Below are 15,004 nucleotides of genomic sequence, written 5' to 3'. Positions count from 1 at the left end.
CATTCTCATTATAGGTATAGTCGCAGCCATCGAATCCTTCGAATAACGCACTTGGGGATCACACATGCGACCGACCGCCTTCCGGCTTTCCGCCCTCACCCTCGCCGTGCTTGCCGCCACGGCCCAGGCCCAGACCAGCGCGCAAAACGACGACGGCAGCTACGACCTGGACGCGGTCCAGGTGCAGTCCAGCGCCGACGCCTCCAAGGAGGGTCTGAGCGAGGTGTTCGCCGGCGGCCAGGTGGCCGAGGGCGGCAAGGTCGGCATCCTGGGCACCCAGGACGTGATGGACACCCCCTACAGCTACACCACCTACACCGAGCAGCTGATCGAGGACCAGCAGGCCGACAGCGTCGGCGACATCCTGCTCAACGACCCGGCGGTGCGGGTGGCGCGGGGCTTCGGCAACTACCAGCAGGTCTACCTGGTGCGCGGCCTGCCGGTGTTCTCCGACGACATCACCTATAACGGCCTTTACGGCCTGCTGCCGCGCCAGTACCTGGCCTCCGAATTCATCGAGCGGGTGCAGGTGTTCCGCGGCGCCAACACCTTCCTGAACGGTGCCGCCCCCGGCGGCAGCGGCCTGGGCGGCGCGGTCAACATCGTGCCCAAGCGCGCCCCCAACCGGGACCTGAACCAGATCACCCTGGACACCCGCAGCGGTGGCCAGACCGGCCTGGCGGCGGACTTCGCCGGGCGCTCCGAGGACGGCCGCTTCGGCACCCGCGTCAATGTGGCCCGCCGCGACGGCGACACCGCCGTGGACGGCGAGGAAGCGGAACTGTCCATGGCCCATATCGGCCTGGACTTCCGCGAGGACGTGTTCCGCCTGTCCGCCGACCTGGGCTTCCAGAAGCACCGCGTGGACGGCGGCCAGCCCAACATCACCTACGCCGCCGGCGTGCCCATCGGCGATGCCCCGGACGCGGACGAGTCCATCGGCCAGTCCTGGACCTACTCGGACTCCAACGACGTGTTCGGGACCCTGCGCGCCGAATACGACTTCGCCGACAACATCACCGGCTGGCTGGCGGTGGGCGCCCGCCATGGCGAGGAGAACTCCATCTTCGCCAACCCCACCGTGAACGACACCAACGGCGACTACACCGCCAGCCGTTTCGATACCGCCCGTGAGGATTCGGTGATCACCGGTGAAACCGGCCTGCGGGTCAACTTCGACACCGGCGCCATCGGTCATACCTTCACCGTTTCCGGCTCTCGCTACGAACTGAAATCGGATAATGCCTATGCGATGTCGTCCGCCTCAGTAACGGGCAATATTTATAATCCGACTACCGTGTCACGCCCGCCCGCCAACGCCTTCACCGGCGGCAATCTCGACAACCCTCAAATGACCATCAAAACCCAGTTCAGCAGCTTTGCGCTGGCTGATCAGTTGTCGATGCTGGATGAACGTCTGCTAGTAACCCTTGGCGCGCGCTACCAGAACATCCAGGACAAGAGTTATGCCTATGGCGGCGGCCCGCGCAATGCCAACTATGACGACCATGCGCTGACGCCTTCTCTGGGCGTCCTGTATAAGCTGACGCCGTCGGTCGCGCTGTTCGCCAACTACATTGAGGGGCTGGAAAAAGGGGACGTGGCGCCCGCGCAGGACAGCAACAACAATCCTGTGGCGAACGCCGGTCAGGCATTGGAGCCGTACAAAACGCAGCAAACCGAGGTGGGCGTCAAGTTTGACGGAGGAAGCCTGGGCGGCAGCCTGTCGGTTTACCGCAGCGAAAAGCCGGAGGCCGGTCTCGAAGGCGATGTTTACAAGGAGCTCTACGACCAGGAAAACACCGGCGTGGAACTGATGGCCTACGGCAACCTGACCCGCGATCTGACCGTTCTGGGCGGGGTCAGCTTTCTCGACACGGATGTGGACGGCGAGGAAGCCATCGGCTCCCCGGACACCCAGGCCAACCTGAACCTGGAATACCGGCTGCCTCAGCTGCCGGATCTGGCGGTGGACGGCCGGGTGATCTACACCAGTTCCCAGTACGCCGACGCCGCCAACACCCGTAAGGTGGACAGCTGGACCCGGCTGGACCTGGGCGGCCGCTATCTGATCGCTCTGAGCGACAGCCAGTTTCTGACCCTGCGTGCCCGGGTGGAGAACGTCACCGGCGAGGACTACTGGGCCTCCGTGGGCGGCTTCCCGGGCTCCGACTACCTGACCGTTGGCGCGCCGCGCACCTACATGCTGTCCGCCACCCTGGATTTCTGAACCGACCACCCAGCGCCCCGATCCGCCGGGGCGCCCAGGCAGTCTTCCCATGCGACAACCGATGCCACACCGCACCCTGCGAATCTGGTCCGCGATCCATAAATGGACCAGCCTGATCTGCACCGCCTTCATGCTGATGCTGTGCCTGACCGGCCTGCCGTTGATCTTCCACGATGAGATCGAGGCGGCCTTCGACACGGATCAATGGCAGCCGGCCAATCCGGACGGCCCGCTGCTGTCCCTGGACCGGATGCTGGACGCGGCCCTGGCCAACCGGCCCGGCGAAGTGCCGCTGTTCATGAGCTTCGACACCGACCGGCCGGTGGTCAACGTGACCACCGGACCGACCCCGGACGCCGCCAGCGGCGACATGCATTTCGCCTCCTTCGACCGCACCAGCGGCGAGCCGGTACCGGGCCACCAGGACGGTGTCATGGAGTTTCTGCTGCAGCTGCACACGGACATGTTCCTGGGCCTGCCGGGCTCGTTGTTCCTCGGCTTCATGGGCGTTCTGCTGATCGCCGCCATCATCTCCGGGGTGGTGCTGTACGCGCCCTTCATGCGCAAGCTGGACTTCGGCACCCTGCGGGTGAAGCGCTCGCGGCGCCTGAAGTGGCTGGACTATCACAACCTGCTGGGCATCGTCACCGTGGCCTGGCTCACCGTGGTGGGGCTGACCGGGGTGGTGAATACGCTGGCCACGCCGATTCTGGACACCTGGAAGAACCAGTCCCTGGCGGACCTGACCGCCGGCTACCAGGGCAGCGCGGTGCCCACCCCGGCGGAAATGGCGTCCCTGGACGCCGCCGTGGCGCAGGCCGAGCAGGCGGCGCCGGACCAGACCCTGCAGTTCGTGGCCTTTCCCGGCGGTGGCTGGTCCACGGACTTCCACTACGCGGTGTTTCTGCACGGCAACACCCCGGTGACCTCGCACATCGTCACCCCCGCCCTGGTGGACGCGCGCACCGGCCAGTTCGCCGCCCTGCGCGAGATGCCCTGGTACAACAAAACCCTGGCCCTGTCCGGGCCTTTGCATTTCGGGGATTACGGCGGCCTGCCGCTGAAGATTCTGTGGGCGGTGCTGGATGTGATCACCATCGTGGTGCTGATCAGCGGGCTGTACCTGTGGCTGGCCCGGCGCCAGCCGGCGGCGCGCACGGCCGGCGCGCCGGCCACGCCCCACGCCGGGGGGGCCTCATGAACGGCGCGTCCCGTTCCTCCCGGGGCCTGGGCGGCATCTTCGCGGTGCCGCTGTTGATCGCCCTGGCCAGCCTGGTCGGCCTGGTGGCGGCGCTGCTCGGCGACGGCGCGATGGACTGGATCTCCTGGTTGGGCTTGGGATTGCCGGTGGCGGCGGTGGCCTGGGCCATGCGCACCCGGCGTCGCTGACGCCCCGGCAGCGTAACCCCTCTATCGCGGTCGAACGACCGCTGCTACGGCAAGCGCCGGCGGATGTCGGCGGCCAGATGGCGGGCGCGGCGGGCCTGTTGTTCGGCCAGCCGCACGCAGTCGCCCAGATAGTGCTCCGGTGCCAGAGCGGCGCGCAGGCCGGCGTCGTCCAGCACCGCCCGCACCCGGGTATCGCCGGCCAGCACCTCCCGAAAGGGGCGCCCGCTTTGGCCGGCGGTGAGCGCCGCCTCGTGCACCAGATCGTGGGCCCGTTGGCGCCCCAGTCCACCCCGGGCCAGCGCCATCATCAGATTCTCGCCGTTGATCAGACCGTCGCTGAGGGCCAGGTTGGCGCGCATGGCGTCGGGCTCGATGCGCAGGCCGGTGATCAGTGCTTCGAAGGCGGCCAGCATCTCCAGGGCCAGCGGGCAGGCGGTGTCCACCGCCGCGTACAGCATCTGGCTGGAGGCGGCGTCGCCCTCATGGCTGATCTGGCCGGCGTCCAGGGCCAGCCCCAGTTGGGCGCGCAGCCGCGCGGCCAGGGCGATTACCTGCACCGAGAGCTTGGGATTCACTTTCTGCGGCATGGTGCTGCTGCCCACCACCGCCTCGCCCAGGTCCTCGCGCACCTCGCCGATCTCCTCGCCCATCAGCGTGAACAGCTCCTGGGCGACCTTGGCGCAGGTGCTGGCCAGCAGCCCGAGCAGCAGCACGTACTCCACCATATGGTCGTAGACCGCGCGGCTGGGCACCTGGAAGCAGCCCAGGTTCAGCCGGTTCGCCAGCGCCCGTTGCAACGCCTCGCCCTGGCCATCGAACGAATGCCAGCCGCCCACCGCGCCGCCGAACACCAGCGTGAACACCCGCGGCTCCGCTTCCCGGAAGCGGGTTTCGTGGCGCAGCAGTTCGTCGATCCAGGCGGCCACCTTGAAGCCGAAGGTGATCGGCAGGGCGTGGCGGCGCTGGGTGCGCCCGGCCATCACCACTGTGGCGCCGCGCTCGGCGTGGCCGGCCAGCGCGTCCAGGCTGGCCGCCAGCCGTGCCAGCAGATCGCGATGGGCGTCGCGCAGCAGCAGCACCTCGGCGGTCTGCATCACGTTCTGGGTGGTGGCGCCCCAGTGCACATAGCCCCCGGCGTCGCCCTCGCAGGCCGCCGCCAGAAACTTCACCAGCGATACGATCGGCGCCTTGGTGGCCGCCATGTCGTCCAGCAGGGCGCGCTGGTCGAACCGCTCCAGTTGCCCCTGGCGGGCGATTTCCACGGCGGCGTATACCGGGATCATGCCCAGTTCCGCCTGGCTGCGGGCCAGCGCCACTTCGATATCCAGCCAGGCCTGGATTTTTCTCGGGGTACTGAACAGCGCCTCCGGGCTCACGGCTCGGACCGCAGCAGAAAATCCGCGAGCAGCGCGTTGTAGCCGGCGCCGTCCTCGATGTAGGGCGCGTGCCCCAGCCCCTCCAGCACCCGATGGCGCACGTCCGGGATGCCGTCCAGCAACGGCCGCGCCTTGGCCAGCGGCGCCACCCTGTCGCGGTCGGCGGTGAGCACCAGGGTGGGCGCCTGGATACCAGGCAGCACCGGTTGCAGGTTGGCGCGCTGAATCGCCAGGGCGGCGGCGGCCATCCCCTCGGCGCGAGCGGCGGCGGCGATACGCGCCACCTCGGCGACCACCATCGGGTCGGTGCCTTCCGGCAGCATGCCTCGGGCGCGCCGCGCGCCGTATTCCGCCGGCGGCAGCTCACTCAGCTCACGCAGGCGCCGCCGGTAGCGCTCATCGGCGGCGTCCGCGCCGCTCAGGCCATGGCCCGGGTGGGTGCAGGACAGTACCAGCCGCCGGACCCGCTCCGGTGCCCGCAGGGCCACGGCCATGGCCACCAGCCCGCCCATGGAGTGGCCCACCAGATGCACCGGCCCGGCCGTCACCCGCTCGATAAAGGCCAGGGCGGCGGTGGCCAGGTCGTCGAGATGGTCGCCGCCCGGGTCGGAGTCGCCGTAGCCGGGGGCGTCCCAGGCCCACATTTCCAGTGAACCGGCCAGCCCGTCCAGCTGCCGGCGCCAGCTTTCCGCGTTGCCGTTGAGACCGTGGAAGAACACCACCGGCGGGCCGTCGCCGGCGTGCAGGTAGCTGAGCGTGCCGTGGCTCAGGCGGATCCGTTGTCGTTCCTGTTTCATAACCTTCCCTTGGCGCGGTTCAGAACGGCGAGGCTTCGCCGTCGGTGCCGGAGCCGCGCAGCAGTTCCTGGTTGCGCTGGCGCTGTTCCCGTTGCCGGGGCGTTTCATCGGCGGGCGGCGTCTTGGCGCGGGGCTTGAGCGGGAACAGCGGCTCCTCCGCCTTGCCGGCCAGCAGATAGCGGGCGCCGGGTTCGCTCATCTTGCTGCCGCTGTGGCCAATGCCGTACACGGTGCGCAGCTCCCAGTTGAACGGCACGCCCAGTTTTTCGGCCATCGCTTTGTTGGCGGCGAAGAAGTTCTTGCCCTTGGCCAGGCGATGGGCGCCCTGGGCCTCGGCGATGTCGAGCTTGCTGAGCAGCCGGTGGGAAGGATCGTTGTCCTCCTCGCCGAGCATGATCACCAGATGGTGGGCGTAGGCCGGCGCCAGATCTTCCGGTTCCAGGCCGGTGTTCTTCAGCCCGTAGCGCAGCGGCAGGCTCCAGTCCGGGAAGGTGTAGGTGCCGGAGTTGGCGGCCACCGCCGTGCCGATATGGGCCTGCGGGTAGAGCATCACCATGCGCGCCACGAACTGGGCGCCGCTGCCGTGGCCCCAGATGTCATAGGTGGTGGCGTTCAGGCCGAGCCGGTCGCACAGGCTTTCAAAGGCCCGGTTGACGGCGGCGAAGGAGGTCTCCTCCACCGGATTGCGGTGGCCTTTGCTGGCATCGATGGACGACGAATCGCGGCTCACCCAGTTGCCGGTCTGGTAACCCCAGCCGGTGGGAAAGGCCTTCTGGGTGACTTCCGGCGCCACCACCAGCACGTTGTACTTCTTCGCGTAGGGGCCCCAGTAGTCCCGGTAATTGTCGGCGTCCCGGCGGCCGCCGTGCATCACCAGCACCACCGGTGTGTTCGGCGTGACCTGGTCCGGGCGCGCGTACCAGAGACGCATGTCCAGGGGCTTGTCCTCGGTGCCGGCGGCCACCGTCAAGGTGCCGTAGCGTTCGAAGGTGGCCGGTTGCACCGCCTCGTCGGTGGTGCTTTCAGTGTACGCCTCCGGGGGCGTGGGGGTGGCCTGGCAGGCGGCCAGCAGGGCCAGCAGCCCGGCCATCGGTATCAGCCTTGCGTTCATGGCGCGGCGTCCTCTTTGTTGTTGTGGTCAGGGCGAACATCCAGGGGGCCGGACGGCGGCGGCGTGTCCGCCTTCCAGCATTTCACCAGAGTGCCGTCCAGGGTCTCGGTGGCCGGCACCCGCTGGCGGCAGCGTTGATCGGCCAGCGGGCAGCGCGGGTGGAACGGGCAGCCGGACGGCCGGTTCATGGGATTGGGAAAGTCGCCGGCCAGATCCGGCGCCGGCACGCCCAGGGACGGCTCGATGCTCAGCGCCGAATCCAGCAGCGCCCGCGTATAGGGGTGTTTGGGGCGGTTCAGCACCTGCTCCCCCGGGCCGCACTCGACGATCTCGCCCAGGTACATCACCGCCACCCGGTCGGCCAGATGACGCACCACGGACAGGTCGTGGGTGACGAACAGATAGGTCAGGTCCAGCTCGTCACGCAGGTCCAGCAGCAGGTTGAGAATCTGCGCCTGCACCGACACGTCCAGCGCCGAGGTGGGCTCGTCGCAGATCACGATCTCGGGATCCAGAATCAGCGCCCGGGCGATGGCCGCGCGCTGGCGCTGCCCGCCGGAGAGCTGATCGGGGAAGCTGTTGAACACGCGGCTCGGCAGGCCCACGTAGTCCATCATGCGGTGCACCCTGGCGCGCTGTTCGCGGGCGTCGCCGAGCCGGTTGATCACCAGCGGCCGGCGGATGAGGTCGCCGATGGTCTGGCGCGGATTCAAGGACGAATAGGGGTCCTGGAAAATCGGCTGGATCAGCCTGGCGCGCTGCCTTGCCGGTTGCTCGCCCAGGGGCCGGCCGGCCAGGGTGACGGTGCCGGCGTCCGGGGTCTGCAGGCCCATGATGGTGCGCGTCAGGGTGGTCTTGCCGCAGCCGGACTCACCCACCAGGGCCAGTACCTCGCCCTTGCGGATATCCAGGCTTACCCGATCCAGGGCGCGCAGCGGTTTGCGTTTGCCGAACAGCCCGCGCCGCACGGAGAAGGTGCAGCTGGCATCGTCCACCCGCAGTACACTGTCGCCGCCGCGCCGGATTGCCGGGCCGGTGGCGGTGTCGCCGCCGGCGAAGCCCCGGCCACGGGTCTCTTCCGGGTCGTGGCACACGAAGCTGCGCGCCGCCCCGTCGCTCTGCCCCGCCGCCACCGGGCGGCGCGGCGGATCCTCCTGGTGGCAGCGGGGCACCGCCCGTGGGCAGCGCGCGGCGAACGCGCAGCCGCGAATCTCGCCGGTCATCGACGGCACGATACCGGGGATCGAACCGAGCCGGCGGGCGGACGCTTCCCGGTAGCCGGGCACGCATTCCAGCAGCCCTTGCGTGTAGGGGTGGCGGGGCGCGCTCAACACCGCCTCGGTGGTGCCGGTTTCGACGATGTCGCCGGCGTACATCACCGCGATGCGGTCGGCGGCCCGCGACACCACGCCCAGGTCATGGGTGATCAGAATCATGGCCATGCCCAGCTCCCGCTGCAGCTCGCTCAGCAAGTGCAGGATCTGCGCCTGGATGGTCACGTCCAGGGCGGTGGTGGGCTCGTCGGCGATCAGCAGTTCCGGCTCGTTCATCAGCGCCATGGCGATCATCACCCGCTGACGCTGGCCGCCGGACATCTCGTGGGGGTACTGCTTGAGGCGGCTGGCCGGGTCCGGCAGGCCCACCTTTTCCAGCAGTTCGATGGCGCGGCGGCGGGCGGCGGCGACCGAGGTGCCACCGTGAATGGTCATGGTTTCGATCAGCTGCCGGCCGATGGTGTAGACCGGGTTAAGGCTGGTCATCGGCTCCTGGAAGATCATGCCGATGCGGCGGCCACGCACCCGGCCGGCCAGGTCCTTCTCGCCCATCGCCGCCAGATCGTCGTCGCCGAAGCGGATGGCGGCGGCCTGGCGCCGGGCCGCCGGTGGCAGCAGGTTCATCAGCGCCAGGGCGGTCATTGATTTGCCGGAGCCGGACTCGCCGACGATGCCCAGGGTTTCGCCCCGGCGCAGGTCCAGGCTGACGCCGCGCACCGCGCGCAGGGCGCTGCTGTCGGTGGGCAGGGTCACCGACAGGTCGCGGATCTCAAGCAGGGATTCCGTGCTCATGTCAGCTTCTCCTGTTGGTCACGGTGACGTCGCGCACGCCGTCGCCGAGCAGGTTGATGGCGATCACCAGCACGAACAGCGCGATGCCGGGCAGAATCACCAGCCAGGGCTGGAAGAACATGGCGGTCTTGCCCTCGGCGATCATCAACCCCCAGGACGGGATCGGCGACGGCACGCCCAGGCCGAGGAACGACAGGGTGGCCTCGTTGAGAATCGCCACCGCCACTTCCAGGGTGAAGATCACCATGATCTGGTTGACCAGGTTGGGCAGGATTTCCTTCACCGCGATCTGCCATTTGCTGGCGCCCATGGCGCCGGCGGCGGCCACGAAATCCAGCTCGCGAATGCGCAGGGTGGCGGCCCGCGTGACCACCAGATAGAACACCCAGTGGGTGGCGCCGATCACGAAGATCACCACCGTGATCGACTGGCCGATCACGAACACCAGCGTCATGATCAGCAGCAGGCTGGGCACCGCCAGCTGGCAGGTAACCAGGAAATTGACCGCCTGATCCAGCCAGCCGCCGAAGTAGCCGGCGATAATGCCCAGGGTGACGCCGATCAGCGCGCCGATGGTGGCGGCGCCCAGACCGATCATCATCGAAATGCGCGCGCCATAGATAATACGGCTCAGGTAATCGCGCCCCAGATGGTCGGTGCCCAGCACGTAGTGCCACTGGCCGCCGTCGACCCAGGCCGGCGGCAGCAGCCGCAGGGACAGGTTCTGCAGATAGGGGTCATGGGGCGCCAGCCACGGCGCCAGCAGCGCGAACACGCCCATCACCAGCAGCATGCCCAGCCCCAGTTGCAGGCCGAGATGATGGCGGGCGCGCTTGAGCGCGGCCTGGCCCGGCGTCAGCCCCAGGGCCTCCTGGTGCGGCGACGGCGCCGCCAGATCGGTTTGGTTCACGGTTTCTTTGAGTGTCATGGTTCAGCCCATCCGGATGCGTGGGTCGAGCCAGGCGTTGATCAGGTCCGCCGCCAGCGTCAACAGTACGAAGGTCAGCACGAACAGCAGGATCAAGGACTGCACGGTGGGAATGTCGGAGTTGAAGATCGATTCCACCGCCAGCCGGCCCAGGCCGTTCATGCTGAACACCGATTCGGTGACGATGGAGCCGCCCAGCTTGTTGCCGAGCTGCACCGCCAGCACGCTGACGATGGGCAGCAGGGCGTTGCGCAGCGCCTGCCGCACGATCAGCCGGTAGCCGGTAAACCCCTTGGCGCGGGCGGTGCGAATATAGTCCGAGCCCATCACATCGAGCAGCCCGGTGCGGGTCAGGCGCATCACCGCCGGCACCGAACTGGCGCCCAGCACCAGCGCCGGCAGCACGTAATGGCGCCAACTGGAATCGCCGGAGACCGGAAAGATCGGAAAGGTCACCGCGAACAGAATGATCAGCATCAGGCCCAGCCAGAAATTGGGAATCGCCTGGGCCGACACCGCCGTGGACAAGGCGAAGCGGTCCACCCAGCTGTTCGGTCGCAGGGCGGCGCTGATGCCCAGCGGCAAGGCGATCAGAATGGTCACCGCCAGCGCCGAGAACGCCAGCAGCAGGGTCACCTTGGCGTGCTCGCGGATCAGTTCCACCACCGGCTGTTTCCAGAAATAGCTCTGCCCGAAGTCGCCCTGCAGCACGCCACCCAGCCAGTCCAGGTACTGCACCGTGATCGGCCGGTCGAAGCCGTACTGCACGCGGATCGCTTCCACCATTTCCTGGGGCGCGTCCTCGCCGGCGATGGTCTGCGCCGGGTCGGTGGCGAAGTAGAACAGCGCGAAGGTGCCGAACGATACGGTGAGCGCCACCAGCAGCGCCAGCAGAGCCCGGCGCATCACATAATTCAGCATGGTCATGGCCTCCAGGCGGCTTGCCAGAGCCGCGGCACGCCGTCGTCCGGCACCGGCAGCGAAAGCGCCGGGGTGAGCAGATAATTCTGGCTGTAGGAGAACAGCGGCACCCAGTACGCCTGCTCGGCGATGCGGTCCAGGGCCTGGCGGTACAAGCGGCGGCGCTGCTCGGGGTCGATGGTGCGCTCCGCCGCCAGCACGGTGCGCGACAGCGCCGCGTCGCCGGAATAGTTGCGCGAGGAGTCGGCGGCGAAATGCACGCCGGTGGAGGCCGAGGCGTCCGGCGTGCCGCCGCTGCCGTAGGAGGCGAAGAAGGCCTCCATGCGGTGCTCGTTGCGCACCTTGGAGAACACGTTCAGCTTGACGAAGCGCAGGTCCACGTCGAGACCCACCGCCTCCAGGTTATTGACGATGGCCTCGGCGATGATCTTTTCCCGGTAGGCCCACAGCTTGAACGAAAAGCCGTTCGGGTAGCCCGCCTCCGCCAGCAGCTTTCTGGCTTTTTCCGGGTCGTAGGGATAACGGGGGCCGTCCGAGTCACAGCCGAACTGACGCGGATGGCAGGCATAGGGAATGGCCCGGGCATTGCCCCGCACCAGATAGCGGGTGATCGCTTCCCGGTCGATGGCGTGGTTGATCGCCTGTCGCACCTTGAGGTTGGTCATCGGCGAATCCGGACCGGAATAGCCGCCGGCGTCCAGGGTCAGATAGCCGATGCGGATATCGTTGCCTTCCAGCCGCGCCACGCCGGGCAGCGCGCTGACGTTGTCGGCCACGTCCGGCGGCACGTCCATCATCAGGTCGATGCCGCCGCTGAGCAGCTCCGCCTGCTGGGTGCCCTCGTCCGGAATCACCCGGAACACCATGTTGCGGATCGCCGGGTGGGCCTTGGGGCTGTCCGAGTAGTAGCCCTCGAACCGTTCCAGCACGATCTCCCGGCCGGCGCTGAAACGGGTCACCCGGTAGGGGCCGATGCCGTTAAGGGGACGGCCGTCGTCGTGGTCCTCGTCGTAGGTGCCGCGCTTGCGCAGCGGAATGCTGATGGCCAGATCGCGCAGCGCCATGGGATACGGCATGTTCAGGGTGAAGCGCACGGACAGCGGGCCGGTCTTCTCCACCCCCTTCAGCCAGCCGCGAATCACCGCGCCGCGACTGGTATCGGAGTCCTCGTTGAGCACCCACTGAAAGGTGTAGACCACATCGTCGGCGGTGAGCGGGCTGCCGTCGTGGAAGCGGATGCCCTCGCGCAGAGTCACGTCCAGCCGGGTGTCGTCCACCCATTCATAGGACGCGGCGGCCAGCGGCTCGAATTCCAGGGTGTCCGGGTCCACGTAGAACAGGCCGTCGTCGGTGAGCCGCGACAGAATCAGACCTTCCCGCTGGATCGAGTAGAGCCGGTCCACCGTGGTCAGCGCCTTGGAGAACGCCACCACCAGGGTATCGTCGTCGGGCCCCGCCGCCGCCGTGGCCGGCCAAAGGGCCGCCGCCAGCGCGCTGATCAGGAAGGTGACCACCCGGACCGGGCAGCGAATCGCCATCTTTCCTCCCGCTTATCGTTATTCGAAACGTTATGGAACGCTGATCGGCAGTCTAGGCGGGGACGTTATATCTTAAAATTGAATATATCGTATATTTCTATGCGTTTTGTGCATCTATTCATTCCGCCCTTTATCCGGTCATGGTCGCATGCCGTCCCAGCGAGGCTTTCACCTGTTCGCGCAGGCAACGCACCAGATCGGTGGTGGCCGGGGTTTCCTCGAAACCGGGCGGAAACAGCAGCACGAATTCCAGCCGGTAGGCGGGCCGCAAGGGCCGCAGCACAAACCGGGCCGGATCCACCGCCAGGGCCGCCAGCCGGTCGATGATGGTCACGCCCAGCCCTTCCACCACCATCTGGCAGGCCAGCGAGGTGGAGGTGGTTTCGATCTTGCAGCGCAGCTCCACCCCGGCCTTCTGGAAAATTTCCTCCATCTGGAAGCGGGGCCGCAGGCCCGGTGCCAGGGCGATGATGTCGTGGCGGGCAAGCTGCGCCGGCGTCACCGACCGGGCACTCTCCAGCGGATGCCCCTTGGGCACCATCACCATGGCGTCGGTATCGAAAAACGGGCGCTGAATCACCGACGGGTGATTGCAGGGCCGGGTCAGCGCCACGGCGATGTCGTAGTGGCGCCCGGCCACCCACTGTTCGATGTCGCGGTGACCGCGCACGTCCACGCTGAAACGCTGCTCCGGATGCTCACGCACGAAACGCGCCAGCGCCGGCGACACCAGGCTGTTGGCCAGGCGCGCCAACGCCACGATGCGCAGGGTGCGCTGGCCACCCTCCTTGATCTCCTGAACGATGCGCGGCAGGTCTTCCAGGTTGGCGAGAATCTTTTCCGCTTCCTGATAGAATTTCTTGCCCTCCGGGGTCAGCACCAACCGTCGTTTTTCCCGCTTGAACAGCTTCAGCTTGAGCTCGTCTTCCAGGGTGGAGATCAGGCGGCTGGTGGCCGGCTGGCTCAGGTTCATCACCGAGGCGGCGGACACCAGGGAGCCGTGGATCACCACCGCGCGAAAGCACTTCAACTTCTTGATGTTCATGGCGGCGCCAACCCTTCAGATGCAGAAAACGCATATATTCATAGGATGTTTTCAATTTACATAAGTATCAACGGTGGCGGATAAAGTAAACCTGATCGCGCCGGCCAGCGGCGCTCCACTGTCGACAAAGCGCGTCTTCACAAGCACGCCGCACGATAAAACAACAATATCCGGAGGAAGCATGGGATCCCCGAAATCGCTCCTGGCGATCACCGTATCCAGTCTGATCGCCGCCCCCGCCCTGGCGGCGGAGTTCGAGGTGGGCGGCCAGGTCAACCGCGCCGTGATGTTCGTCGAGGACGGCTACGCCCCCGACTATCTGGGCGTGGGCTCCAGCACCGAGTTCTACCACGTGGACAACCGCAACAGCCCGACCCGGGTGCACATCGGCGGCACCCAGCGGCTGATGGAAGGCTGGACCGGCGGCGCCCTGGTGGAAGTGGGAATCCTCTCCAACCCGTCCAACGATGTGAACCCGGAAGAGAAATCCATCGACGGGGACTTCGATCAGCGCATCACCGATGCCTTCATCGACTCGCCCTACGGCAAAATCACCGTGGGCCACGGCGAAGGCGCCGCCTACAACACCGGCCGTCTGGACTACTCCGGCACCGGCGTGATCAGCTTCCGTAACCCGTCCCTGATCGGCGGCGGGCTCAGCTACGCGCTCAAGGATTCCTCGTTCAAGCGCAAGTTCGACGCCAACGGCAACTTCACCGGCACCGAGACGTTCGACCTGCAGGAAGGCGACAACAACCGCACCTCCATCAGCGGCAGCATCCGCGACTACAACTTCGAAGGCCGCCACGACCGTATCCGCTACGACAGCCCGCGCATCGGGCCGGTGACCCTGTCCGCCAGCACCGGCCACGGCAGCGACTCGGACAACTATGAAACGATTACCCAGTTCGGCATGAAGTCCGGTCTGCGCGTGCCCGGCGGTCGCATGCTGGTGGGCCTGGGCTACTCCATCGCCACCCGCAAAGGGGAAACCCCGGATCAGCGTTTCGACCCGGACGCGGACCCGGACGTCACCACCTACGGCGGCTCGGTGTCCTATTTTCACAGCAACACCGGTTTCAACATCACCCTGGCGGCGGTGAACTACGAGGCGGAGCTGACCACCGACGAGCGCACCGGCACCTTCTCGTCCACCCGTTCCGAGCTGGGCCAGTTCCGCTATATCAAACTGGGCTACCGCCCCAGCCGGCACCATGCGTTCGATATCCATTACGGGGAGACCCGGGATCGCAATAAGGACGACGAGAAGGGTTCGGTGGTGGGCGCCGGTTATGTGTGGAGCCCCACGGAAATGTTCGATATCTATGCCGGCGCCAAGATTCACAGCTTCGAGCGCGGCGAGTGGTGCACCTCGTCGGGCCGCACCTGCTACAACCCCAAGTACGAAGACATCACCATCGTCACCACCGGCGGCCGCGTGAAGTTCTGATCCCGCCGATTCCGTCTCTCGCTCTCCCGAGCAACGATGACACGGACGTCATCGGATTTTTTCTTCAGCGCTTTCTTCTCCAGCCGGGACGCGGATGCTCACTGCTCAGCGGCTCAGGGCGCGACGCCCTTCCGGGACCCTTGAGAACAGGAC

General features: G+C 67.1%; 12 protein-coding genes. 4 read left to right on the top strand and 8 right to left on the bottom strand.

Annotation, left to right across the window (positions count from 1 at the left end; all coding sequences use genetic code 11):
• Window positions 1–64: 64 nt before the first annotated feature.
• From IM760_RS16250 to IM760_RS16240, 3 genes are read left to right on the top strand one after another with little or no spacing between them, the layout of a single operon-like run.
• Window positions 65–2,230 (top strand): TonB-dependent receptor, encoded by a 2,166-nt coding sequence (locus tag IM760_RS16250; protein WP_204431302.1) that lies wholly within the window; start codon window positions 65–67, stop codon window positions 2,228–2,230.
• A gap of 49 nt (window positions 2,231–2,279) precedes the next feature.
• Window positions 2,280–3,431: a PepSY-associated TM helix domain-containing protein gene (locus tag IM760_RS16245; protein ID WP_239549927.1), complete on the top strand. Its 1,152-nt coding sequence runs from the start codon at window positions 2,280–2,282 to the stop codon at window positions 3,429–3,431.
• Window positions 3,428–3,619 carry a hypothetical protein gene (locus IM760_RS16240; protein ID WP_204431301.1) on the top strand — a complete coding sequence of 64 codons (192 nt, stop codon included), beginning with the start codon at window positions 3,428–3,430 and terminating at the stop codon, window positions 3,617–3,619. Before IM760_RS16245 ends, IM760_RS16240 begins: the two co-directional genes overlap by 4 nt.
• Window positions 3,620–3,663: 44 nt before the next feature.
• Here IM760_RS16240 and IM760_RS16235 read toward each other — a convergent pair whose 3' ends face one another.
• The 8 genes from IM760_RS16235 to IM760_RS16200 form a co-directional block, all read right to left on the bottom strand.
• A complete protein-coding gene (locus IM760_RS16235) occupies window positions 3,664–4,995 on the bottom strand; it encodes a class-II fumarase/aspartase family protein (protein ID WP_338021409.1) in 1,332 nt (443 codons plus the stop codon).
• Window positions 4,992–5,792 (bottom strand): alpha/beta fold hydrolase, encoded by an 801-nt coding sequence (locus IM760_RS16230; protein ID WP_204431300.1) that lies wholly within the window; start codon window positions 5,790–5,792, stop codon window positions 4,992–4,994. Before IM760_RS16230 ends, IM760_RS16235 begins: the two co-directional genes overlap by 4 nt.
• Before the next feature lie 19 nt (window positions 5,793–5,811).
• Window positions 5,812–6,903 carry an alpha/beta hydrolase family protein gene (locus IM760_RS16225; protein WP_204431299.1) on the bottom strand — a complete coding sequence of 364 codons (1,092 nt, stop codon included), beginning with the start codon at window positions 6,901–6,903 and terminating at the stop codon, window positions 5,812–5,814.
• Window positions 6,900–8,969: an ABC transporter ATP-binding protein gene (locus IM760_RS16220; protein ID WP_204431298.1), complete on the bottom strand. Its 2,070-nt coding sequence runs from the start codon at window positions 8,967–8,969 to the stop codon at window positions 6,900–6,902. The genes IM760_RS16225 and IM760_RS16220 overlap by 4 nt, the downstream gene beginning before the upstream one ends.
• Before the next feature lies 1 nt (window position 8,970).
• On the bottom strand, window positions 8,971–9,897 hold the full coding sequence (locus IM760_RS16215) for an ABC transporter permease (protein ID WP_204431297.1): 927 nt from the start codon (window positions 9,895–9,897) through the stop codon (window positions 8,971–8,973).
• 3 nt (window positions 9,898–9,900) lie between these two features.
• A complete protein-coding gene (locus IM760_RS16210) occupies window positions 9,901–10,824 on the bottom strand; it encodes an ABC transporter permease (RefSeq protein WP_228232381.1) in 924 nt (307 codons plus the stop codon).
• Window positions 10,821–12,356, bottom strand: a complete 1,536-nt coding sequence (locus IM760_RS16205) for an ABC transporter substrate-binding protein (protein WP_204431296.1) — start codon at window positions 12,354–12,356, stop codon at window positions 10,821–10,823. Before IM760_RS16205 ends, IM760_RS16210 begins: the two co-directional genes overlap by 4 nt.
• 130 nt (window positions 12,357–12,486) lie before the next feature.
• Window positions 12,487–13,401, bottom strand: coding sequence for a LysR family transcriptional regulator (locus tag IM760_RS16200; RefSeq protein ID WP_204431295.1), 915 nt, complete (start codon window positions 13,399–13,401; stop codon window positions 12,487–12,489).
• 181 nt (window positions 13,402–13,582) lie between these two features.
• On the opposite strand from IM760_RS16200, the gene IM760_RS16195 reads away from it, so the two are divergent.
• Window positions 13,583–14,851, top strand: coding sequence for a porin (locus IM760_RS16195; protein WP_204431294.1), 1,269 nt, complete (start codon window positions 13,583–13,585; stop codon window positions 14,849–14,851).
• Window positions 14,852–15,004 lie beyond the last annotated feature (153 nt).

The organism is Alloalcanivorax marinus, from assembly GCF_016906305.1.
GTDB classification, from domain to species: Bacteria; Pseudomonadota; Gammaproteobacteria; order Pseudomonadales; family Alcanivoracaceae; genus Alloalcanivorax; species Alloalcanivorax marinus.
This window is presented reverse-complemented; position numbering and strand designations above follow the sequence as displayed.

Bases quoted from the DNA above. Each gene is read 5' to 3' on its own strand.
- IM760_RS16250 (WP_204431302.1), top strand. From the start codon at position 65: ATGCGACCGACCGCCTTCCGGCTTTCCGCCCTCACCCTCGCCGTGCTT.
- IM760_RS16245 (WP_239549927.1), top strand. From the start codon at position 2,280: ATGCGACAACCGATGCCACACCGCACCCTGCGAATCTGGTCCGCGATC.
- IM760_RS16240 (WP_204431301.1), top strand. From the start codon at position 3,428: ATGAACGGCGCGTCCCGTTCCTCCCGGGGCCTGGGCGGCATCTTCGCG.
- IM760_RS16230 (WP_204431300.1), bottom strand. From the start codon at position 5,792: ATGAAACAGGAACGACAACGGATCCGCCTGAGCCACGGCACGCTCAGC.
- IM760_RS16225 (WP_204431299.1), bottom strand. From the start codon at position 6,903: ATGAACGCAAGGCTGATACCGATGGCCGGGCTGCTGGCCCTGCTGGCC.
- IM760_RS16220 (WP_204431298.1), bottom strand. From the start codon at position 8,969: ATGAGCACGGAATCCCTGCTTGAGATCCGCGACCTGTCGGTGACCCTG.
- IM760_RS16215 (WP_204431297.1), bottom strand. From the start codon at position 9,897: ATGACACTCAAAGAAACCGTGAACCAAACCGATCTGGCGGCGCCGTCG.
- IM760_RS16210 (WP_228232381.1), bottom strand. From the start codon at position 10,824: ATGACCATGCTGAATTATGTGATGCGCCGGGCTCTGCTGGCGCTGCTG.
- IM760_RS16205 (WP_204431296.1), bottom strand. From the start codon at position 12,356: ATGGCGATTCGCTGCCCGGTCCGGGTGGTCACCTTCCTGATCAGCGCG.
- IM760_RS16200 (WP_204431295.1), bottom strand. From the start codon at position 13,401: ATGAACATCAAGAAGTTGAAGTGCTTTCGCGCGGTGGTGATCCACGGC.
- IM760_RS16195 (WP_204431294.1), top strand. From the start codon at position 13,583: ATGGGATCCCCGAAATCGCTCCTGGCGATCACCGTATCCAGTCTGATC.